Source organism: Aestuariibaculum lutulentum (assembly GCF_032926325.1).
Classification (GTDB): Bacteria; Bacteroidota; Bacteroidia; order Flavobacteriales; family Flavobacteriaceae; genus Aestuariibaculum; species Aestuariibaculum lutulentum.
Genome location: NZ_CP136709.1, coordinates 762,081 through 785,827, shown reverse-complemented (window position 1 = coordinate 785,827; position 23,747 = coordinate 762,081). Strand labels below are relative to the sequence as shown.

The window sequence follows — 23,747 nt, the reverse complement described above, 5'->3', positions numbered from 1 at the left end:
ATTAAGTATTCAGAAATAATGAACTATATAGTTTGCGAAGAACCAACAAAATTCGCGTTAAAAGAAAAAGAACAACCGGTTCGCGAGGCGAATCAGGCGTTAATTAAAATTCACCGCGTTGGAATTTGCGGTACCGATTTGCATGCCTATTCAGGAAATCAGGCATTTTTTACTTATCCTAGAATTTTGGGTCACGAGTTGGCTGCAGAAGTTTTAGAGGTTGGAGAAAACAATCAGAACTTAAAAGTAGGCGATAAGGTTATCGTTATGCCTTATGTAAGCTGTGGAGAATGTATTGCCTGTAGAAAAGGAAAAACCAACTGTTGTAGTAATATAAAGGTTTTAGGTGTTCATGCCGACGGCGGAATGCAGGAAGTTGTAGCGGTAAGAACCGATTTATTAATTCCGGCAAATACCTTGTCTTATGAAGAAATGGCTATCGTAGAGCCTTTAGCTATTGGAGCACATGCCATTCGTAGAGCCGATGTTGAAGCTGGTGAATTTATAGTAGTTGTTGGTTGTGGACCAATCGGAATTGGTTTAATGAAACTGGCACAAATTAAAGGTGCTGAAGTGATTGCTATCGATGTTGACGAGTCGCGTTTAGCGTTTGTAAAAAATGAAATTGGTGTAAAACATGTGGTGAAAGTTTCAGAAACAGCAGCCGAAGAAGTGTCTAAAATTACCAATGGCGACTTAGCTACTGCGGTTTTCGATTGTACAGGAAACAAACGCGCGCTTGAAGGTGGTATTGCTTACATGTCTCATGGCGGACGTTACGTATTGGTAGGACTTTCAAAAGGCGAGTTGGTGTTTAGTCACCCGGGAATTCACGCTAAAGAGTCTACGATTATGTGTAGTAGAAATGCGACTTTAGAAGATTTTCAATTTGTTATTGATAACCTTCCGCAGTTTCCGACAGATAAATTTGTAACTCATCAGGTACCTTATACCGAAATGATTGCTAACTTCGATTCTTGGCTAGATCCAAAGAACGGGGTGATTAAAGCGATGGTTAATTTTAGTGCAGAGTAAATTCGTAATCCTGAGAAAAACATAAAACAGATGAAATTTAGTTTAAAAAACAAAACAGCTATTGTTACCGGAGGCGGAAGCGGGATAGGTAAAGCTATTTCTAAAACATTAGCTGGTCAAGGCGCTTTTGTTCATATTTTAGAATTGAATGTTGAAAATGCCGAAGTGACTAAAGCCGAGATCGAAGCCGATGGCGGAAAAGCAGCGGTACACCAATGTAATGTGGTAAATCAAGCCGACGTTGTTGAAGTCATTAATAAAATTGCTGAAGAAAGCGGACTTGATATTTTAATAAATAATGCAGGAATCGCACATATTGGTAATGTTGAAAACACACCAGAGGCCGATTTAGATCGCGTGTATAGTGTGAATGTAAAAGGTGTTTATAACTGTATTTTTGCATCGGTTCCTCACATGAAAGCTAAAGGTGGTGTGATTATTAATATGGCATCAATTGCATCGTCTGTAGGACTAAACGATCGTTTTGCTTACTCGATGTCTAAAGGAGCGGCGTTAACCATGACCTATTCGGTGGCTAAAGATTATATTAACGACGGTATTCGTTGTAACTGTATTTCTCCAGCACGTGTGCATACGCCATTTGTTGATGGTTTCTTAAAAAATAATTATCCGGGAAGAGAAGCTGAAATGTTTGAAAAACTTTCAAAAACGCAGCCAATCGGTCGTATGGGTAAACCTCAGGAGATTGCAGATTTAGCACTGTTTTTATGTTCAGATGAAGCATCATTTATCACAGGAACAGATTTTCCAATAGATGGTGGATTTATAAAGTTAAACGGATAAAACTAATAAACTATAAAAGATGAAATTAATACGATTTGGAGAAGCTGGTAAAGAAAAACCAGGAGTTCAATTACCAGACGGAAAAAAAATAGATGTATCAGCTTTCGCTGAAGATTATACGGAACGCTTTTTCGAAACTAACGGATTAGCGCGTTTAGAGGAATGGTTAAAAATTAATCAGTCGAAATGTGAGGTAGTTGAAGAAGATGTTAGATTGGGGTCACCAATTTGCCGCCCTTCAAAGTTAGTTTGTATCGGACTAAATTATGCAAAACACGCCGCTGAAGCAGGTATGAAAATCCCAAGTGAGCCTGTATTGTTTTTCAAATCAACAACAGCTATTGTTGGTCCTAACGACGACGTTATCATTCCTAAAGGCAGTGAAAAAACCGACTGGGAAGTAGAGTTAGCTGTGGTTATTGGTAAAAAAGCCTCTTATATTTCACAAGACGAGGTTATGGACCATATCGCTGGTTATGTGTTGCATAACGATATAAGTGAGCGTGCTTTCCAGATTGAAAAAGAAGGACAATGGTGTAAAGGAAAGGGTTGCGATACGTTTGCGCCGCTTGGACCATTCTTAGCAACTAAAGACGAAATTAAAGATCCGAATAACTTACACTTATGGCTAAAGTTAAATGGTGAAATGATGCAGGATAGTTCTACTTCAGATTTTATTTTCAATATTCAGGAGTCGATTAGTTATATCAGTCAGTTTATGACGTTATTACCAGGTGATGTGATTTCAACAGGAACGCCATTCGGTGTTGGTTTAGGTTTAACGCCTCCACTTTATTTAAAGCCTGGCGATGTTATGGAATTAGGTATTGAAGGCTTAGGAGTATCAAAACAAAACGTTATCGCATACCCAGGAAAATGATTATAGATAGTCATCAACATTTTTGGAAATACGAACCCGTAAAACATGCATGGATTGATGATAACATGGCTGTAATTCGTAAGGACTTTATGCCTTCCGATTTACAGTCTGTTTATCAGGAAAATGGTGTTGACGGTTGTGTGGCGGTTCAAGCCGATCAAACCCTTGAAGAAACCGACTTTTTACTTCAACTTTCAAAAGACAACAGTTTTATAAAAGGCGTTGTAGGTTGGGTAGATTTACGAGCCGATAATTTAGAAACGACACTGGAAAAATACAGCGAAGCCAATAAATTAAAAGGGTTCAGACATGTGGTTCAGGGCGAACCGGATCATAATTTTTTGTTACGCCCTGATTTTTTAAGAGGTATTGAGGTGCTTCAGAAAAGGAATTATACTTACGATATTTTAATTTTTCCGCATCAATTAGGGGCTGCTTTAGAATTTGTAAAGCGTTTTCCTAAAATGAATTTCGTTATCGATCATATCGCGAAACCTTATATTAAAGATGGTTTTTACGATGGTTGGGCTGCTTTAATGACGGAAATAGCAAAGTATGAAAACGTGTATTGTAAAATGTCTGGGATCATTACGGAAGCCGATTATAATACCTGGACGCCTGAGCAAATTCATCCATACATGGAGTTGGTTTTAGAAGTTTTTGGTCCAAATCGTGTGATGTATGGTTCAGACTGGCCAGTGTGTTTGGTAGCAGGCAACTACACAAAAGTAAAAGAATTAACAACAAATTTTATTGCAACATTAAGTGCCTGTGAGCAACAGCAAATTATGGGGACTAATGCGGTAAAATTTTATAAACTATAAGACATGGATTTACATTTAAAAGACAAAGTAGTTGTAGTTACTGGTGCTGCCGGAGTTAAAGGTAGTATTGGTGAAACTATTGTTCAGCGTTTAGCTGATGAAGGCGCTATTCCAGTGATTGTTTGTAGAAACGATCGTGGTTTTGGTTACGAAAAGGAATTACAGGAACGTGGTGTCGATTCAATTTTTGTGAAAACCGATTTAACCGATCCTGTTCAAATTGAAGCGGCAGTAAAAACCATTGCTGAAAAATACGGACGAATTGATGCTCTGATTAACAACGTTGGGGTTAATGACGGTGCAGGATTAGATGCGTCAATCGACGATTTTATGTGGTCGTTGAAACTAAATTTAGTTAGTTTCTTTGCAATGACGAAGTATTGTTTACCATACATTAAAGCGTCTAAAGGAAATATCTTAAATATCGGTTCTAAAGTTGGAATGACGGGACAAGGTGGAACATCGGGTTACGCAGCTTCAAAAGGAGGCGTACTTGGTTTAACACGCGAGTGGGCTGTCGATTTAATTAAAGAAAACATCCGTGTAAACGCGATTATTATTGCAGAAAGCTGGACACCGGCTTACGACACCTGGATTAAAACTCTTGAAAACGGTGAGGAGAAATTGCAGTCTATCGTGAAGAAGATTCCTTTAGAACACCGTATGACAACGCCTGAAGAAATTGCAGATACCTGTTTGTTTACCATTTCAGACAGATCGTCGCATACTACAGGACAATTCATTTTTGTAGATGGTGGTTATGTTCACTTAGACCGATCGTTATTAACCGAATAATTAAAAATTCAACAAAACTAAATAAGACATTATGGCTAAAGTACCAGTGGTAGCGAAAACTGTTATCGTTCCGTTTATATTAATTACTTCTTTATTTGCCCTTTGGGGATTTGCAAACGATATTACAAACCCCATGGTTTCAGCATTTAAAAAAGTATTAGAACTCGATAATTTTAAGGCTTCTCTGGTTCAAATGGCATTTTATGGCGGGTATTTTACCATGGCGCTTCCCGCGGCAATTTTCGTAAATAAATATTCTTATAAGAAAGGTGTTTTATTGGGGTTAGCACTGTACGCGATTGGAGCACTTTTGTTTTATCCGGCAGCCGAATTTGAAGCTTTTGGATTCTTCTTAGCTGCGCTTTATATTTTAACTTTCGGATTGGCGTTTTTAGAAACCACTGCGAATCCGTATATTCTTTCTATGGGAGCGGAGGAAACAGCTACCCAGCGTTTAAATCTGGCACAGGCGTTTAACCCAATGGGAGCGTTAGGCGGATTAATTGTAGCTCAAAAGTTTATTTTAGGTTCGCTTCAATCAGATGATTTAAATGCTGATGGAACTTCGGTTTTTGAAACTTTAAATGAAGCTTCCAAGTCAGTGATTAGAACTGCCGATTTACAGGTTATTCGTAATCCGTATGTATTATTAGGTGTGGTTGTTATTGGCTTTTTTATTCTGATTGCCATGATGAAAATGCCTCAAAATAAAGAGCAGGAAACCAAAGTGTCTGTAGTCGGTTCTATAAAACGTTTATTTTCTTCAAAGAAGTTTGTTTGGGGTGTTATTGCCCAAGCGTTTTATGTGGGTGCACAAATCATGTGCTGGACATACTTGTACCAATATGCGGAGTCTATCGGTATCGATAATCAATCGGCAGTGACTTATGGTATAAGTGCCTTAGTGATATTTTTGACCGGTAGATGGGTTGGTACAGCCCTTTTAAAATATATTAACAGTGGAAGGCTGTTGTTTTATTTTTCAATAGGTGCATTGATTTGTACTTTAACTACAATTTTTGTTCCCGGCATGATCGGACTTTACGCTTTAGTTGGTATTTCATTCTTCATGTCAATAATGTTCCCAACCATTTATGGTATTGCGCTTGAAGGACAAGGTGAAGATGCTAAGTTTGGTGCAGCCTTTTTAGTTATGGCTATTGTTGGTGGAGCTTTAATGCCTACGTTACAAGGCTTAATTTTAGATATGGGTGGCGTTGGTTATACTGATATTAAAATTTTAGGCGTACCTGAAGTTAATTTTTCATTCATATTGCCAGCTTCATGTTTCCTCATTATTGGTTATTATGGTATAATGGTATATAAAAAGAATTTTTAAAAGATGAAAACAAAACGATACGCACTCGCCTGTGATTTAAAGGATAATCCTGAATTAATAGCTGAATATATTAAGCTTCACAAAAACGTATGGCCTGAAATATTAGAAAGTATAAAGGCAGCCGGTATAGAGGACATGGAAATCTTCAATATTGAAAATAGATTGTTCATGATTATGGAAGTGAACGATGATTTTTCTTTCGATAAGAAAGCAGAAATGGATATAAATAATCCAAAAGTTCAGGAATGGGAAAATTTTATGTGGAAATTTCAGCAGGAATTACCTATGGCAAAACCCGGTGAAAAATGGATGCTTCTCGATAGTATTTTCAAGCTTTAACAGAATTTTACTTTAATAAGTTTCAAATAAAATTTTAGTTTTTTTAAAAACTCGTCAAAAATTTTATAAGTGTTTATAGTACACTTATAAAATAAATGTTATATATTTGTGAATATCAAATTCTAATGCGTTTAAAATAGGCTTTAGGTAAAATGTTTTTTTATTTTTGCACAATTATTTTAAATGCGTTCAACAAACTAAGACGTTGACTATTAAATTAACTAAATTAAAATGAACAAAAAATTAGATCAGCAGGCAGCAGATAATATCAGAGCATTGGCTGTAGCGATGGTAGAAAAAGCAAATTCAGGACACCCTGGAGGACCAATGGGAGGTGCAGATTTCATGCACATTCTTTATTCAGAGTTCTTTAACTTCGATCCAACCGATATGGAGTGGCCGTTTAGAGACCGCTTTTTCATGGATGCAGGGCACTTATCTACATTAATGTATGCTCAGTATTATCTATTAGGGAATTATGCAAAGGATGATGTAGCTAATTTTAGACAATGGGGTTCTATTACACCAGGTCACCCAGAGGTAGATGTTAAAAGAGGTATTGAAAATACATCTGGACCATTAGGTCAGGGACACACTATGGGAGTTGGAGCTGCAATCGCTGCTAAATTTTTACAGGCACGATTTGGAGACTGGATGAACCACAAAATCTACGGATTTATTTCAGATGGTGGTATTCAGGAAGAGATTTCTCAAGGTGCTGGTCGTATTGCAGGTCACTTAGGATTAAGTAATTTTATCATGTTCTTCGATTCTAACGATATTCAGCTATCAACTTCAACAGATGAGGTAACAACTGAAGATACTGCAATGAAATATGAAGCTTGGGGATGGAAAGTTGTAACCATCGATGGTCACAACCACGACGAAATTCGTAAAGCATTACAAGATGCTAACGCTGAAACAGAAAAACCAACCTTAATTATCGGTAAAACGATTATGGGTAAAGGTTGTGTAGCTGCCGATGGTAGTATGTTTGAAGGTCACTGTGAATTACACGGTCAGCCAATCGGACACACAGGTGCAGATTATGCTAAAACCATGGAAAATTTAGGTGCAGATACAGAAAAACCGTTTGATATTTATCCGGAAGTTGAAGCATTCTACAAAGATATTCTTGCTCAAAAAACAGCTCAGGCAGCAGAGAAAAAAGCTGAAATTAACGCTTGGAGATCTGCAAATCCTGCATTAGCTGAAAAATTAGATTTCTTCTTCTCTGGTCAATTGCCAGAATTAGATTTCTCGGCAATCGAGCAAAAACCAGGTGTAGCTTCTCGTGTGGCATCTTCAACAGTTTTAGGTTATTTAGCTGAAAACGTTGAAAACATGATTGTGTCTTCTGCCGATTTATCAAATTCAGATAAAACAGATGGTTTCTTAAAGAAATCACACGCACTTAAAAAAGGTGATTTCTCTGGAGGATTCTTGCAAGCAGGTGTTGCCGAGTTAACTATGGCATCTATCGCTAACGGTATTGCATTACACGGTGGTATTATTCCTGTTGTGGCAACCTTCTTCGTATTCTCAGATTACATGAAGCCAGCCATTCGTTTAAGTGGTATCCAAGAATTACCAGTTAAGTATGTTTGGACGCACGATGCGTTCCGAGTAGGAGAGGATGGTCCAACACACCAGCCAATCGAGCAGGAAGCTCAAATTCGTTTATTAGAAAAGCTTAAAAACCACAGCGGAAAACCAAGTTTCTTAGCGTTACGTCCTGCTGATGCTGCCGAGACTTCTGTAGCTTGGAAAATGGCTTTAGAAAATACAACGACACCTTCAGGTTTAATCTTATCGAGACAAAACATTAAAGATGTTCCGGCACAGGGAGATTCAAGATATAACGAAGCTTTAGCTGCTGAAAAAGGTGGATATTTAGTGAAAGAAGTTGAAAATCCAGACGTAGTATTAATCGCTAACGGATCGGAAGTGTCAACTTTAGTAGCTGCTGCTGAAATTTTAGAAAACGAAAACGGATTAAAAGTGAATATTGCTTCAGTAATTTCAGAAGGGGTATTCAGACTTCAATCTAAAGAGTACCAAAACAGCGTGATTCCTAAAAACAAACCATTGTTTGGTTTAACAGCTGGTTTACCGGTAAACTTAGAAGGTTTAGTAGGTGATGCAGGTAAAGTATTCGGATTAGATCACTTCGGATATTCTGCCCCTGCAGGTGTTCTTGATGAGAAATTCGGATTTACAGGACCACAGGTAAGCCAACAGGTTTTAGAGTATTTAAAAGCATATAACAACTAATAAAATAGGATATAAAATGAAATTTTTTATTGATACAGCAAACCTAGACGAAATTGCAGAAGCACAGGCTTTAGGGGTATTAGATGGTGTTACAACTAACCCATCTTTAATGGCGAAGGAAGGCATTACTGGTGAAGCAAATATTTTAGCACACTACCAAAAGATATGTGATATTGTTGATGGTGATGTTAGTGCTGAGGTAATTTCTACAGACTTTGAAGGAATGGTAAAAGAAGGAGAGGCTTTAGCTGCTCTTCACCCACAAATCGTGGTTAAATTACCTTTAATTGCTGATGGTATTAAAGCATGTAAATATTTTTCAGATAAAGGCATCAGAACAAATGTAACATTAGTATTCTCTGCGGGGCAAGCATTATTAGCTGCTAAAGCAGGAGCAACTTATGTATCTCCTTTCTTAGGGCGTTTAGATGATATCTCTACTGATGGATTAAACTTAATCGCTGAAATCAGACAGATTTACGATAACTACGGTTTCGAAACACAAATTTTATCGGCTTCAATCCGTCACACAATGCACGTTATCGACTGTGCTAAAATTGGTAGTGATGTGATGACAGGACCTTTATCGTCTATTACAGGATTATTAAAACACCCTTTAACAGATATCGGTTTAGCTAAGTTCTTAGAGGATTACAAAAAAGGAAATCAATAATAGTAAGACTAATTTGTTGTGAATAAGATATTGGAACAAAAACAACAAATTAAGCTCGCTGTAGATTGTATCATTTTCGGGTTTAATAACAACAGGCTGGAGTTACTTCTGGTACATCGTGGTTTTGAACCCGAAAAAGGTAAATGGTCTTTAATTGGTGGTTTTGTTGGTAACGATGAAGATATTGACGATGCTGCTAATCGTGTTCTGTATGATTTATCCGGATTAGAGAATATCTATATGGAACAGGTAAGAACATTTGGTAAGGCAGATAGAGACCCTTCAGGGCGCGTAGTATCTACCACGTATAGTGCGATGATTTTAAAATCGGAGTATAACGAGGAACGTGTAGGTAAATACGATGCTAAGTGGTTTCCAATTGAAGAATTACCAGAGCTTATTTTCGATCACAGTGAGATGGTAGGATCCGCAATTCGACGTTTAAGACGTCGTGTTAGAAATTTCCCGATAGCGTTTAATTTATTACCGGCTAAATTTACTTTACCGCAGTTACAGATGCTGTATGAAGGTATTTTAAGTGAGCAACTTGATAAAAGAAACTTCAGAAGGAAAGTATCACAGATGAATTACTTGGTTAGATTAGAAGAAAAAGACATGTCTGAATCCAGAAAAGGTGCTTATTTCTATCAGTTTGACGAAGAACTTTATAACAAAGAATTGAATTTCAATTTATAACACAAAAAAAATAACTTTTAATAAGTTATTTTTTTTGACTAAATTTTTAAAAGTGTGAGTGTTACACTTTTAAAATAAATGTTATATTGCAATGCTTATTTCTTTAGAAAAGAAGAATAATTAAAATTGTTATATTCATATTATGAATAATGTAAAATACACCATAGGAATGGACTTCGGGTCAGATTCGGTTAGAGCGTTAATTGTTAACACAGTTACCGGTGAAGAGTTGGCTACAGCAGTTCATTATTATGCACGATGGAAAGAAGGGAAATATTGCGTTCCATCGGAAAGTCAGTTTAGACAACATCCCTTAGATTATGTTGAAGGTATAGAGGCTACCATTAAATCGGTAGTAGCTCAGGTTAGTGAAGATGTTGTAAATAACATTGTAGGTATTGGAGTAGATACAACAGGTTCTACGCCAGTAGCTGTTGATAAAACTGGTACGCCATTAGCATTGTTGGAAGGTTTTGAAGAAAACCCGAATGCGATGTTCGTACTTTGGAAAGATCACACAGGAATTAAAGAAGCAGACGAAATTAATGCCCTTTGTGCAAAATGGGATATTGATTATTCTAAATATGAAGGCGGAATCTATTCTTCAGAGTGGTTTTGGTCTAAAATATTACACATTTCAAGAGCAGATAAGGCCGTTCATGAAGCAGCCTATTCATGGGTAGAACATTGTGATTGGGTTCCGTTTTTATTAACGGGAGGAGACGATGTAACACAAATGAAACGTAGCCGTTGTGCTGCCGGTCATAAAGCCTTATGGCATGAGTCTTTCGGCGGATTACCACCAAACGATTTCTTTGTAGCTTTAGATCCTGTTTTAGATGGATTAACCGATAGATTGTTTAAAGATACCTACACCTCTGATGTCTCAGTTGGAACACTTTCAGAAGAGTGGACAAACCGTTTAGGGTTACCTGCCAATGTAGAAGTTGCTGTTGGAGCTTTCGATTGTCATATGGGAGCTGTTGGGGTGAATATTGAACCTTACCACTTAACAAAAGTGATGGGAACGTCTACCTGTGATATCGTGGTAACACCAATGCAGGATGAAGAACATTTGGTAAAAGGTATTTGCGGACAAGTAGATGGTTCTGTTATTCCAGGTATGTTAGGTCTTGAGGCTGGTCAGTCAGCTTTTGGAGATATTTACGCATGGTATGAGCGTTTAATTGCCTGGCCAATTAAAGAACTTATTGGTGGTACAAATTTAATTTCAGAAGAAGTTAAAGCACAATTAGTTGAAGAAGCTTTAGGAAACATTTTACCAAAATTAAGCGAAGCTGCGGCAAAAGAACCAATTGGTGCTTCAGGTGAGTTGGCTTTAGATTGGATGAATGGTAGAAGAACGCCAGATGCAAATCAGAACTTAAAAGGTGTGATTTCAGGAATTAACTTAGGAAGTACATCTCCAAAAGTATTCAGAGCATTAGTAGAAGCATCTTGTTTCGGTGCTAAAAAAATTGCCGATCGATTCGTTGAAGAAGGTATCGCTATTAACGGTGTAATTGCTATTGGGGGTATCTCTAAAAAATCAGATTTAGTGATGCAAATCATGGCCGACGTTTTAGATGCACCAATAAAAGTAGCTAAGTCAGAGCAGGCTTGTGCTTTAGGTGCTTCAGTATTTGGAGCTGTTGCTGCTGGAGTTCATGCTAATACAGAAGCAGCTATGGATGCAATGGCAAGTCCGTTTGAGAAAGTGTATGAGCCAATTCAAGAAAATGTTGAGGCTTATAAAAAAGTATATAACGACTATAGTGAACTATGTGTTGCTATGGAAAACCACATAATGAAAAAATAAGATTATGAGTAGCTATAAATCATTAAAAGAAGAAGCTTACGAAGCAAATATGCAGCTTCCGGAGTTAGGCTTAGTGCTATTTACATTTGGTAATGCCAGTGCTGTAGATCGTGATAAAGGCGTTTTTGCTATTAAACCAAGTGGTGTACCATATTCGGAATTAAAACCTGAAGATATGGTGATTTGTGACTTCGATGCTAAGATTGTTGAAGGATCTATGCGACCGTCTTCAGATACTAAAACACATGCCGTTTTATATAAAGAGTGGGATAAAATTGGAGGTGTAGTACATACACACTCAACCTATGGTACTGCTTGGGCTCAGGCTATCAAGGATATTCCGATTTTTGGAACCACACATGCCGATCATCTAATTTCTGATATTCCATGTGCTCCGCCAATGAAAGATGAGTATATTGCGGGTGATTATGAGCACATGACAGGGTATCAAATTATAGATTGTATTAATGAGCGTAATTTAGATTACAACGAAGTAGGTATGATACTTGTTGGAAATCACGCGCCGTTTACTTGGGGTGCGACAGCGGCAAAAGCAGTATATAATAGCGCCGTTTGTGAAGAAGTAGCAAGAATGGCTTACTTAACCTTGCAAATTAACCCTAATGCAGCTATTTTAAAAGATGCCTTGAAGAAAAAGCATTTTGAACGTAAACACGGAAAAGATGCTTATTATGGTCAGGGGTGCTAATGGCGTAATAATTTCTAATAACTAAAACTAAATAAACTATTATGAGTATTTTATCTTTTGTCGCTTTTACTTTGTTGGTTGCTGTAATTGCATGGTGGTCAACAAGAAAAACAGATGAGAATTCATCTGATGGGTATTTCTTAGGAGGAAGGAGTCTTACAGGGCCTGTAATTGCAGGGTCGCTATTACTTACTAACTTATCAACAGAACAAATTGTGGGAATGAATGGTGTGTCGTTTAGAGACGGTATTCCAATTATGGCTTACGAAGTTGTAGCAGCCATTGCAATGGTGTTCACAGCGTTTGTTTTATTACCTAAGTACCTTAAAAGTGGTATTGCAACCATTCCTCAGTTTTTGGAAAACCGTTACGGTAAGAGCACAAAAACAATTGTCTCATTATTATTCTTGTTAGGGTATGCTATCTCAATGCTTCCTACAGTATTGTACTCTGGGGCATTAGCTATTAATACCATGTTTGATATTCCTGAAATGTTAGGAATGGATCCGGAACCAGCATTATGGGTTACGGTTTGGGCTATCGGTATTATTGGTAGTATCTATGCGATTTTCGGTGGATTAAAAGCGGTAGCTGTATCCGATTCTATTAATGCCGTAGGTTTAATCATAGGAGGGTCGTTAATTCCAATTTTCGGTTTAATGAAAATCGGCGATGGAAGTGTTTTTCAAGGTTTAAAAACATTAACAACAACATTACCTGAGAAATTTAATATTATTGGTGGACCAGATTCTGATGTACCCTTCGCAACCTTATTTACAGGCATGTTAATTGTAAATTTCTACTATTGGGGGACCAATCAGGCTATTATTCAAAGAGCCTTAGGAGCTAAAAACTTAAAAGAAGGTCAGAAAGGATTATTATTAGCTGCATTCATTAAAATTTTAGGACCATTTATCGTAGTACTTCCAGGTATTATTGCATTTTATTTATTTAATGGAGACTTAGCAAATGCCGATGAAGCTTATCCAATGGTGGTAAAAGCGGTATTACCGGTAGCATTTATCGGGTTCTTTGCAGCTGTACTTTTCGGTGCGATTTTAAGTTCTTTCAATAGTGCCTTAAACAGTTCGGTTACTTTATTCGGTTTAGATTTCTATAAAGAATATATCAACCACGATGCTTCAGAAAGACAAGTGGTAAAAGCCGGTAAAATCTTCGGAATTGTTTTAGCTGTATTCTCTATGGCAATTGCGCCATTATTATATGGTGTTGAAGGTGGAATTTTCACGTATTTACAAGAGTTAAACGGAACACACAGTGTGCCAATTTTAGCTATTATTTTAGTTGGAATCTTTTCGAAGAGAGTATCAGGAAAGGCGGCCAACATATCGATCTTATTTAGTGTGGTAACATACTTAACAACTTTATACGTTATTAAGCCAGATATTAGTTTCTTACACTTAATGGGTATTTTGTTTGTATTGACAGTAATCATCATGTACGTAGTAAGTTCTTTTATACCAAGAGAAACAGACTACAATCAGGAGTATACAAAACAAGTGGATATTACGCCTTGGCAGTATTTAAAGCCAGTTGGTTTTGCTGTTGTTGCGGCTGTGATAGCGCTTTACATTTATTTATCATAACAATTAACAAAAACTATTTTTTATAAATAATGATTAATTTTAAACAAGGCGAAGTTTGGTTTGTAACAGGAAGTCAACACCTGTACGGACCTGAAACCTTAAAACAGGTTGCTGAACATTCACAAGAAATTGCAAATGCCTATACGGCAAATGCTGAGATTCCGGTAAATGTAGTTTTTAAGCCAACAGTTAAGACGGCAGATGAGATTCACGCGATTTGCAAAGCTGCAAATAACGATGATAACTGTATTGGTATTATTACTTGGATGCATACGTTCTCTCCGGCAAAAATGTGGATTGCTGGTTTAACGGCTTTACAAAAACCATTTTTGCACTTACATACGCAGTTTAATAGAGATATTCCTTGGGGAACTATCGATATGGACTTTATGAACTTAAACCAATCGGCACATGGTGGCCGTGAGTTCGGGTTCTTAGTATCGCGTTTACGTAAAAACCGTAAAGTGGTTGTAGGTCACTGGAAAAATGAAAAAGTTATCAAACAAGTAGCAGACTGGTGTCGTGTGGCTAATGCCGTAGCAGATAGCCGTCGTATGAAAGTGGCTCGTTTTGGTGATAACATGCGTCAGGTTGCTGTAACCGATGGAAACAAAGTATCAGCTCAAATTAAATTTGGATACGAAGTTAACGGTTACGGAATTGGAGATTTAGTAGATTTCGTTGATCAAATTACCGATGCACAAGTAGACCGTTTAGTACAAGAGTACGACGATACTTATGTAATGGCTCAAAAAATTAAAGCTGATGGCGCGATGCGTCAATCGTTAAGAGATGCGGCTAAAATTGAGCTAGGTATGCGTGCATTCTTAGAGAACGGTGGGTATTCTGCATTCACTGATACATTCGAAGATTTACACGGTATGAAACAATTACCAGGTATCGCAACGCAGCGTTTAATGGCAAGCGGTTACGGTTTTGGTGGCGAAGGCGACTGGAAAACGTCTGCTTTAGTGCGTACTATGAAAGTTATGGGAGCTGGTCTTGAAGGTGGTAACAGTTTCATGGAAGACTACACGTACCACTTCGATCCAGAAAATACGACGTGTTTAGGATCACACATGTTAGAAATCTGTCCTACAATTGCTAAAGGCGATGTGTCTTGCGAGATTCACCCGTTAGGAATCGGTGGAAAAGAAGATCCTGTTCGTTTAGTATTCAACAGTGCAGCTGGTAAAGCTTTAAATGCTTCTGTTGTTGATATGGGTAACCGTTTCAGAATGTTAGTAAACAAAGTTGAAGCTGTTGAAATTAAAGACGAAATGCCTAACTTACCAGTAGCTCGCGTGCTTTGGGATGCGAAACCAGATTTACAAACAGCTGCTGCTGCTTGGATTCATGCTGGTGGTGCCCACCATACATGTTACAGTCAGAATATATCTGCAGAGTCCCTAGAAGATTATGCTGATATTATGGATATTGAATTCTTATTAATCGATGAGAAAACCGATTTATACAGATTTAAGCAAGAGTTACGTTGGAATGACGCAGCTTATGCAATAAACAAAGGATTCTAATAAAAATAGAATTTTTGAAAATAAAAAAAGCCACTAGGAGTTTAAATCTTAGTGGCTTTGTTTTTTTTGTATGTCTTTACCAAAACAGACTATACAATACCGTTAGAATAATTAAAATTGCAAAGGCGCCAACATTAAAAAGTGGTGACGTTTGAAATAGTTGTTTTGTTAGTTTTATGCCTTTAGCGTCATCTTGACCGTTATGTTCTAAGTAACTCACCAAAACAATTATTAACATGGTTAATAATGCGGTAATACCCATTTGATGCATCCATGGTTCTAAACCAGGGATAGGTAAAAATTTTAAACCTAAAGCGATTGGTATAGATGAAAGGGCTCCAAATATGGCTGCTTTATTTGTTGTTTTTTTCCAAAATAGTCCGAGAATAAATACCGCTAAAATTCCTGGGCTTACAATACCTGTATATTCTTGAATAAACTGGAATGCCTGATCGATTCCTCCTAATAAAGGTGCCATTATTACACCAATAAGTAAAGCTATAGCTGCGGTTATACGTCCAACATTAACCGTGGTTTTATCGTTGGCATTTTTATTAATGTATTGTTTGTAAATATCCATTGTAAAAATGGTAGCGGTAGAATTAAGCATAGAAGCTAACGAGGAAACTACAGCTGCAGCTAAGGCTGCAAATGCCACACCTTTAAGTCCAGTGGGTAAAAATTGTAGTAACCAAGGGTAGGCTTTATCAGCCTGGGTTTCACTTGGCATATTCATTTGGGCTAGATCTCCCAAATTCGACATAATCTCAGGGTCATTAACCATAACATACGCTGCTATACCAGGAATAACCACAATTAATGGAATTATTATTTTAAGAAATGCTGCTAAAAGAATTCCTTTTTGCGATTCTCTAAGTGATTTCGCAGCCAATGTACGTTGAATAATATACTGGTTGAATCCCCAGTAATAAATATTGGCAACCCATAATCCGCCAATTAATACCCATATTCCAGGCAAATCCAGATAGTTGGAGTTTACACTACCATCGGAATTAAATTCATCAAGAACCATATGAAATTTTTCCGGAGCAGCTTCAACAACCTTTGAAAAGCCTACTAAAATGCCTTCCCCATTAGAAACCGTATTTAAAGCTAGATAGGTAGTAATTAGACCTCCTAAAACCAAGAAAACTACTTGTATGACATCGGTCCAGGCTACAGCCGATAAACCACCGTATAGCGAATAGGCAGCTGCAAAAAGGGCTAGCCCAATAATGGCATACATCATATCAATACCCATTATTGTTTCGATGGCTAAGCCTCCTAAGTATAAAACAGATGCTAAGTTTACAAATATGTAGAGAGCAATCCAAAATACAGCTAATATGGTTTTTAGGTTCGTAGAGAATCGTTTTTCAACAAATTCTGGAATTGTGTAAAGACCTTTTTCGATGAAAATGGGCAGAAAATATTTTCCTACAATAATAAGTGTTAGGGCTGCCATCCACTCGTAGGAAGCTATGGCAATACCAACGGCAAATCCAGAGCCAGACATGCCAATAAACTGTTCCGCAGAAATATTTGCAGCAATAAGTGATGTACCAATGGCCCACCAAGGTAGCGATTTACTTGCTAAAAAATAGTCTTCTGCATTTTTTTGATGTTCGCCTTTGTCTCGCGATACCCATAGGCCTACACCTAAAATTAATATGGCATATGCTATAAATACAGCATAGTCCCATGTTTCAAATCCTGATGTCATATTGATTTTTTAGTTTAATTAAGGATAAAATAAAGTTGGTTTTTGTAGTTGAAATATAGGGTTTTAAATTCAAATTCTCTTTTAATTTCTCTGTAAATAATGAGGAATTATTTTACATACAGGCAAAAGGATTTTTGGTAGATGATTTTATGCTTTTTTACCTGTGAACCTCTCAAAAAAATGAAAAAAATCCAATTTTAATAGATTATGTCTTGCATTTAGTAAAACGTACAGCTTTTTCCTTTGGTATAATTCAATGAATAATAGTAAGGAAGCTCTAGTTCTATCGACTATTCTTTAACTTTGTGAAGCATTAATATTAAAGAAACAAAACAAGCCTATGTTGACTTGGAAAGACATTATAAATTTTGCGGTTAATGGTAACCCAGAACCAGATACTCGAGTTGAAAAAACAGAAGAAGCATGGAAGGAGCAATTAACACCTGAACAATATAGAATTACACGCCATAAAGGTACCGAAGCGCCACACACCGGAGCGCTTTGTTTATCTTATGAAGAAGGGAAATATAATTGTGTATGTTGCGATACGCCGTTATTCGATTCTACGATTAAGTTTAGTTCAGGAACAGGGTGGCCAAGTTTCACACAACCTATTAAATCCAATGCTGTTAAATATGAAAAAGATGTGTCATTCGGAATGGTTCGCGTAGAAATTATGTGTAATACCTGCGATGCACATTTAGGTCATGTATTTCCAGATGGACCGGAACCAAGTGGATTGCGTTACTGCGTAAATTCCGAATCATTAACATTACAAACCGTAGAAGAATCAAATTAATGGGAAATAAAGCATTACAATTAATGACTGTTGGTGGAGGTTGCTTCTGGTGTGTCGAAGCTGTTTTTAATGAAATAAAAGGTGTTGAAAAGGTTGTGTCGGGCTATACCGGTGGAACAGCTCCAGGAAAACCAACATATCGCGAAGTGTGTTCAGGGTTAACCGGTCACGCTGAAGTGGTTCAAATTACGTTTGATGCAAATATGGTATCATATCAAGATTTATTACTTGTGTTTATGACGAGTCATGATCCGACCACTTTAAACCGCCAAGGAGCCGATGTTGGGACACAATACCGTTCAGTGATTTATTTTCATAACGATTTGCAAAAGGATATGGCTGAAGTTGTTGTTGAAGAAATGGCGCCATATTATGATAATTCTATTGTAACAGAAATTAGTCCGTTAGGTGTTTTTTATGAAGCAGAGGATTATCATCAAAATTACTACGCTAACAATCAGGAACAAATGTATTGTAGTGCCGTAATTACACCTAAACTGGTGAAGCTTAGGAAAATCCATGCCGAAAAATTAAAATAAGAATGAACCTTAAAATAGATAATACATTCATAAATAGTTTACCTGCCGATGCGATACAGGAAAATTCAAGGCGTCAGGTAGAACAGGCGTGCTATTCGTTTGTTGCACCAAAACAGACAGCTAACCCAAAGTTACTTCATGTGTCTGAGGCGATGTTGGATAACCTGGGTTTGTCAAAAACGGATGTTGAAAGCGACACGTTTTTAAAGGTGTTCACAGGTAATGAAATCTATCAAAATACAAAACCTTATGCCATGTGCTACGGCGGACATCAGTTTGGTAGCTGGGCAGGGCAATTAGGTGACGGGCGAGCCATTAATTTATTTGAGGTTAATCATAATAATCAACGTTGGGCCGTTCAGCTAAAAGGAGCAGGAGAGACACCGTATTCCAGAACAGCTGATGGATTAGCGGTCTTGCGTTCATCTATTCGAGAGTATCTTTGTAGCGAAGCGATGCATTATCTGGGCGTACCAACTACTCGTGCTTTGTCTTTAGCTTTGTCAGGCGATCAGGTTATGCGAGATATGTTGTATAATGGTAATTCCGCTTACGAAAAAGGAGCCATTGTTACGCGTGTTTCACCAAGTTTTTTACGTTTTGGTAACTTCGAAATTTTTGCTGCTCGACAAGATGTTGATAACTTAAAGAAATTAGTTGATTTTACCATAAAAGAGCATTATCCAGACTTAGGTGAACCAGGTAAAGAAACCTATCTGGCTTTCTTTAAAGAAGTAACGAATCGTACGTTGGAAATGATTATTCACTGGCAACGTGTAGGTTTTGTTCATGGGGTTATGAATACCGATAATATGTCTATTTTAGGATTAACCATAGATTACGGACCTTATGGTTGGTTGGAAGGCTTCGATTATGGCTGGACGCCAAATACAACCGATAGAGAGCATAAGCGCTATCGCTACGGTAATCAACCCAACATCGGTCTTTGGAATCTCTTTAAGCTGGCAAATGCATTGTATCCATTAATTGAAGAAGCAGAACCTTTGGAAGCTATTTTAGATGCTTACAAAATAGATTTTGATAAGAAATCTTTTGAAATGATGCGAAGCAAACTTGGATTAGAAAATGAAGATGTTTTCGATAAATCATTAATTCAGGATCTCGAAGATAATCTGTTGTTGTTAGAAACCGATATGACCATTTTCTTTAGAAACCTGGGGCTGTTTAAAAAAGAAAATTATCTGGAAGGTACCCGATTGGTTGAGCAAGCTTTTTATGCGCCTTCAGAATTAACCGGTGAAGTTATTAATAAATGGCAGGCATGGTTTCAACGTTATGCAGACCGATTACAACAGGAATCTTTATCTGATGAAGAGCGTCAGGTAAAAATGAATAAGATAAATCCCAAATACGTACTCCGAAATTATATGGCACAACTGGCTATCGATGCCGCCAATAATGGAGATTATAAATTAATAGACGAGTTGTTTCAGCTGTTAAAACAGCCTTATGACGAACAACCAAGTCAGGAAAAATGGTTTGTGAAACGCCCAGAATGGGCAAGGCACAAAGTTGGCTGTTCTATGTTATCCTGTAGTTCTTAATTTTGTAACTTTGCTGCATCTGTAAAAGCTATGATAGATATCAACGAAAATACACCATCGCCTTTCGATTTGCGAATAAGTTTCAATAAACTTATTGAGCATTATGAGCGCTTAGCAACAAGCGAAGACGAATTTATTGCTTCAAAAGCCCGTAAAGTTTTAGAGGTACAGGAACCGTATCCTATTTTAAGAGATGGTTTCAGTGATCCTGATTATTTTGAAACTTATAAAAAGGAAATTAAACTTATTTTACAGGATTCGTTTAGTGAAGTGTTAAGCAATAATGAAATTAAAACAGCATCAATGCCTTTTAAAGATGTTGTGTTTAATGCGTCAAATCGATTTAAAAAAATAATTGAAGAAGCAGGCGAAGGTTTTGAGTTGAAAATGAAAAATATGCCTGAGAATGATATTTATATCATGTCTTGTGCGGTTATTTTAAATGCGTGTTACGGGTATAATTTAAATTTTAAGCGTCCTATTTTATACGAAATACCGGATGCTGAAGGGATTATGCGTTTTTATAAAATTGCGTATAATGCCGATTTCATAGAAATTATTCCTACCGAAAATGCACCTAAAATTACTCAGGATGACTTTAATGAGTTAATCGATAATTTTAAAGATATTGAACTTTGGAAAACGAAGTTCCCACCAAAGAGTTACCTGTTTAAAGGTTTTGTGATTTCGAACATGTTCGATGTCACCGATGATCAGTCGATATCGAATATGAAGTCTACTTTAATAGCCGAAAGTAAACATGAAAGCAAACAGTTTATGGGCGAATTTCAGTCTATATTTCAGTCGCTTTTAGGGATTAAGGATTTACAGGTTGGTTTTTCGATTTACAATAAAACAGATGATAGTTTCGACTGTGTTCACGAGCAGGGCATAGAAAGTTTTTTATTAAAAGATATAGAAGAGTCGCCTTGTAAAACGGTATTGTGTGAGGCTTCTTATAAAGCATTAATTAATAAAAATACCTCATATTCTATTTCAGATGTCGACAAGTATTACGAGATGTCTAAAGGGAAGGTTGCTCAATTTAGAATACTAAAGGAGCAGGGCATTAAGAGTGCTATTTTTGCGCCTATTTCAGATAAAAATGAATTGTTAGGTATTTTAGAGATCGTTTCGAAAACCCCTAAAATTCTAAATAGCGTTAATGCGAATAAGCTGGTAGATGTGATGCCGTTTATTTTATCGGCTGTAAAGCGTTCTAAGCGTGAATATGAAAATTTAATCGAGGCAGTTATTCAGCAGGAATGTACTTCAATTCATAGTAGTGTAAGCTGGAAATTTGAAAATGCAGCACGTCAGTTTTTAAAGGATAAACAAGAGGTTGGTAATAATGCTGTGTTTAGTAAAATTAGCTTTCAAAATGTGTATCCGTTATTCGGACAAATAGATGTTAAAGGTTCTTCAGAAGTAAGAAATCTGGCGACTAAACGCGATTTAGAACTTCAGTTAACATTGGTGAATAGTATTATTCATGATGTACTTGCAGAAGAAACACTACCCATTTACGGACAATTAAAATTTCAAATAGATAGTTATAGAAAACAGCTTAATGAAGATTTTAAAGTAGATAGCGAACAGCAGATAGCTAATTTCCTTAAACAGGAAATAGAGCCGTTGTTTAAGTTTTTTATGGCTAAAAAGGAGATGTATCGCGAAACGATAGAAGATTATTTTAGTAAGATAGATCCGAATCTAAACGTAGTGTATCATTACCGAAAGGATTTCGATAAAACCATTGCGCTTATCAATAAAAATATGGCTTCTGTTCTGGATGAAAAGCAGAAAGATGCTCAGCAAATGTATCCGCATTACTTCGAACGTTTTAAAACCGATGGGGTAGAGCATAACATGTACATTGGTGAAGCTATTACCAAAGAAGAAAGTTTTAATACTATATATCTGTATAATTTAAGGTTATGGCAGTTACAGGTGATGTGTGAAATGGAGAATGATTATTACCAAAACCGTCATAAGTATCCGGTGCAGTTAGATGTTGCTTCCATGATTTTGGTGTTTAATCAGCCGTTAACCATTAGTTTTAGAATGGATGAAAAACAGTTTGATGTTGATGGGACTTACAATGCACGTTACGAGGTAGTTAAAAAGCGTGTAGATAAAGCCGTTATTAAAGGTACAGGAAAACGTGTTACCGAAAAAGGTAAAATAACCATTATCTACTCTCAAAAAGCAGATGAAATAGAATATTTAGAATATATTAAATTCCTTCAGCATAAAAAGTTATTAAATAATGAAGTTGAAATTGTTGAATTGGAAGACCTACAGGGCGTTACCGGTGTAAAAGCCATTCGTGTAGGGATCTTATACCAACAGGAGGAAAATGCCAAAGAATTTTATTCGTACGACGATTTAATGAAAACTATCAAGGCTTAGCGAAACAACAATTACTTTAATTCATTAGTTTAAACGAAATAGCGAAAGCTAATACTGATACAATAATGCCTATCATAAAGCAAGAGTAGGTAATACGTAAAATACGGTATTTGCGGTCAAGTACTTTTCCTAAGAAGTATAAGTCTTTGGTTAAAGCTGTGTATAAATAGTCTTTGTCTTTTAAAAGCTCACTAATAGCCCATTCAAACTCGTTTAATTCCATTTTATGGAAGTTTCCAAAGAAGGCTAAATTTACATTTTTGTTAGCAACGTCTTCTTTTGAAAACTGGCCACGTGTTACATTTGGTCGGGTCGCGATAATAGATAAAACCATAGAAATAACACTCGAAGTTGTAAATATGGCGGTAGGTATAATTAAATAAGCGTTACTCGGATTATCTAATTTTGAAAACAGATTAGATAACACCAACGAAATAATAATGGCATTTACCGAAAGCAGAATGTTGGCTTTAGTATCGGCAATATCGCTCAATTTAATATGGTTTCTTAAAGCAACACGATAAAAGGTTTGAATACCGCGCTCCGGGCTTTCACTTTTGTATTGCGCTTTGTATCTGGCTTTAAGCTTTTCTTTGTTTAATTGATCTTTTAATTTTTTCTTTTGCTTAATAAGCTTACTTAAATTCTCTTCTTTTTGTTTTTGCCAGTTTTGTAAAGCGTAATCGGTGTAAAACTCGTGTTTTTTAGTTAATACTTTAATGTTTTCATCCAACCATTCTGAAGTTGAATAGTTTTTTACACCTTGAATTTCAAGTTCTTTCCTTAAAAATTCACTGGCTTCATCAAAATAAGGTTTGCCAAAGTGTGATGAGTCGGCATCTCGAATAATTTTTTCTAATTCGGTTGTTGGTTTGCCTTCAAATTTGGTCGCCAGGATACAATTACTAATAGCTTCAATGGTAGACTGATTAACCTGATTTTCTTTCAAAAATTCGGTCGCAATTTTTACACTTTCTTCTTCATGATTTTCTCTGGAATTAATATAACCCGTATCATGAAGTAAGGCAGCTAACTGTAGCATTTCAGCGTCTTCCTGACTAATATCTGAATTTGATATGATTTCTCGAAGGCTTCTTAAAACACGTTCGGTATGTGTAAGGTTATGATATAAAAAGGTCTGGTCTAATTGCGATTTAAACAAATTAAAAACAAACGATTCGGTGGTTTCTATTAATTGCGACATAAATACTCTTGAATTTACACGGGTACAAATTACTAAATAAAACTAAAAGAGATGTAATTTTACTTGATAATCGAGGATGCATAAAGCCTTCGGTGCGTTCTTAAATTAATGTTTTTCCATTAAAAAATCTTCTTAACTTAATTAAGCGAAGTTTAGTTATCTTTAAAGAGATGTGA

Annotated in this window: 20 protein-coding genes; 18 read left to right on the top strand and 2 right to left on the bottom strand. The window is 36.6% G+C overall.

Annotated elements, in window-relative coordinates:
* Nucleotides 1–18: 18 nt before the first annotated feature.
* The 14 genes from R1X58_RS03525 to araA all read left to right on the top strand — a co-directional run bounded on the left by R1X58_RS03525 (nucleotide 19) and on the right by araA (nucleotide 15,329).
* Complete coding sequence (locus R1X58_RS03525) at nucleotides 19–1,035, top strand: zinc-binding alcohol dehydrogenase family protein (RefSeq protein ID WP_240571972.1); 1,017 nt, start codon at nucleotides 19–21, stop codon at nucleotides 1,033–1,035.
* A 30-nt stretch (nucleotides 1,036–1,065) separates the two neighbouring features.
* The gene (locus tag R1X58_RS03520; RefSeq protein ID WP_240571971.1) at nucleotides 1,066–1,839 is read left to right on the top strand and encodes an SDR family NAD(P)-dependent oxidoreductase; all 774 of its coding nucleotides are present in this window, start codon (nucleotides 1,066–1,068) and stop codon (nucleotides 1,837–1,839) included.
* A 19-nt stretch (nucleotides 1,840–1,858) separates the two neighbouring features.
* Nucleotides 1,859–2,719, top strand: a complete 861-nt coding sequence (locus R1X58_RS03515) for a fumarylacetoacetate hydrolase family protein (protein ID WP_240571970.1) — start codon at nucleotides 1,859–1,861, stop codon at nucleotides 2,717–2,719.
* Entirely contained in the window at nucleotides 2,716–3,543 is an 828-nt protein-coding gene (locus R1X58_RS03510) for an amidohydrolase family protein (RefSeq protein WP_240571969.1), read from the top strand. Before R1X58_RS03515 ends, R1X58_RS03510 begins: the two co-directional genes overlap by 4 nt.
* A gap of 3 nt (nucleotides 3,544–3,546) precedes the next feature.
* Entirely contained in the window at nucleotides 3,547–4,338 is a 792-nt protein-coding gene (locus R1X58_RS03505; protein WP_240571968.1) for an SDR family oxidoreductase, read from the top strand.
* A 31-nt stretch (nucleotides 4,339–4,369) separates the two neighbouring features.
* Nucleotides 4,370–5,677, top strand: a complete 1,308-nt coding sequence (fucP, locus tag R1X58_RS03500; protein ID WP_240571967.1) for an L-fucose:H+ symporter permease — start codon at nucleotides 4,370–4,372, stop codon at nucleotides 5,675–5,677.
* A 3-nt stretch (nucleotides 5,678–5,680) separates the two neighbouring features.
* Nucleotides 5,681–6,016 carry an L-rhamnose mutarotase gene (locus R1X58_RS03495; RefSeq protein WP_240571966.1) on the top strand — a complete coding sequence of 112 codons (336 nt, stop codon included), beginning with the start codon at nucleotides 5,681–5,683 and terminating at the stop codon, nucleotides 6,014–6,016.
* 231 nt (nucleotides 6,017–6,247) lie between these two features.
* Entirely contained in the window at nucleotides 6,248–8,290 is a 2,043-nt protein-coding gene (locus tag R1X58_RS03490; protein ID WP_240571965.1) for a transketolase family protein, read from the top strand.
* Nucleotides 8,291–8,306: 16 nt separating this feature from the next.
* Nucleotides 8,307–8,963, top strand: coding sequence for a fructose-6-phosphate aldolase (fsa, locus tag R1X58_RS03485; protein ID WP_240571964.1), 657 nt, complete (start codon nucleotides 8,307–8,309; stop codon nucleotides 8,961–8,963).
* Nucleotides 8,964–8,981: 18 nt separating this feature from the next.
* Complete coding sequence (locus tag R1X58_RS03480; protein ID WP_240571963.1) at nucleotides 8,982–9,659, top strand: NUDIX hydrolase; 678 nt, start codon at nucleotides 8,982–8,984, stop codon at nucleotides 9,657–9,659.
* A gap of 142 nt (nucleotides 9,660–9,801) precedes the next feature.
* A complete protein-coding gene (locus R1X58_RS03475; protein ID WP_240571962.1) occupies nucleotides 9,802–11,478 on the top strand; it encodes a ribulokinase in 1,677 nt (558 codons plus the stop codon).
* Nucleotide 11,479: 1 nt separating this feature from the next.
* Nucleotides 11,480–12,187 (top strand): L-ribulose-5-phosphate 4-epimerase, encoded by a 708-nt coding sequence (locus R1X58_RS03470; RefSeq protein WP_317293017.1) that lies wholly within the window; start codon nucleotides 11,480–11,482, stop codon nucleotides 12,185–12,187.
* A gap of 41 nt (nucleotides 12,188–12,228) precedes the next feature.
* Nucleotides 12,229–13,794, top strand: a complete 1,566-nt coding sequence (locus R1X58_RS03465; protein ID WP_240571960.1) for a solute:sodium symporter family transporter — start codon at nucleotides 12,229–12,231, stop codon at nucleotides 13,792–13,794.
* Between the two features lie 29 nt (nucleotides 13,795–13,823).
* Nucleotides 13,824–15,329, top strand: a complete 1,506-nt coding sequence (gene araA / locus R1X58_RS03460; protein ID WP_240571959.1) for an L-arabinose isomerase — start codon at nucleotides 13,824–13,826, stop codon at nucleotides 15,327–15,329.
* A gap of 76 nt (nucleotides 15,330–15,405) precedes the next feature.
* Here araA and R1X58_RS03455 read toward each other — a convergent pair whose 3' ends face one another.
* A complete protein-coding gene (locus R1X58_RS03455) occupies nucleotides 15,406–17,052 on the bottom strand; it encodes a sodium/sugar symporter (protein WP_240571958.1) in 1,647 nt (548 codons plus the stop codon).
* 340 nt (nucleotides 17,053–17,392) lie between these two features.
* Between R1X58_RS03455 and msrB the strand changes: the two genes are divergently transcribed.
* Genes msrB through R1X58_RS03435 form a run of 4 tightly spaced genes read left to right on the top strand, consistent with a single transcriptional unit; the run spans nucleotide 17,393 to nucleotide 22,367 of the window.
* Nucleotides 17,393–17,851, top strand: coding sequence for a peptide-methionine (R)-S-oxide reductase MsrB (gene msrB, locus R1X58_RS03450; protein WP_240571957.1), 459 nt, complete (start codon nucleotides 17,393–17,395; stop codon nucleotides 17,849–17,851).
* Nucleotides 17,851–18,390, top strand: a complete 540-nt coding sequence (gene msrA / locus R1X58_RS03445; RefSeq protein ID WP_240571956.1) for a peptide-methionine (S)-S-oxide reductase MsrA — start codon at nucleotides 17,851–17,853, stop codon at nucleotides 18,388–18,390. Before msrB ends, msrA begins: the two co-directional genes overlap by 1 nt.
* Before the next feature lie 2 nt (nucleotides 18,391–18,392).
* Nucleotides 18,393–19,955, top strand: a complete 1,563-nt coding sequence (locus R1X58_RS03440) for a protein adenylyltransferase SelO (protein WP_240571955.1) — start codon at nucleotides 18,393–18,395, stop codon at nucleotides 19,953–19,955.
* A gap of 30 nt (nucleotides 19,956–19,985) precedes the next feature.
* On the top strand, nucleotides 19,986–22,367 hold the full coding sequence (locus tag R1X58_RS03435) for a GAF domain-containing protein (RefSeq protein ID WP_240571954.1): 2,382 nt from the start codon (nucleotides 19,986–19,988) through the stop codon (nucleotides 22,365–22,367).
* Nucleotides 22,368–22,383: 16 nt separating this feature from the next.
* Here R1X58_RS03435 and R1X58_RS03430 read toward each other — a convergent pair whose 3' ends face one another.
* Entirely contained in the window at nucleotides 22,384–23,571 is a 1,188-nt protein-coding gene (locus R1X58_RS03430) for a Pycsar system effector family protein (protein WP_240571953.1), read from the bottom strand.
* Between the last annotated feature and the right edge of the window lie 176 nt (nucleotides 23,572–23,747).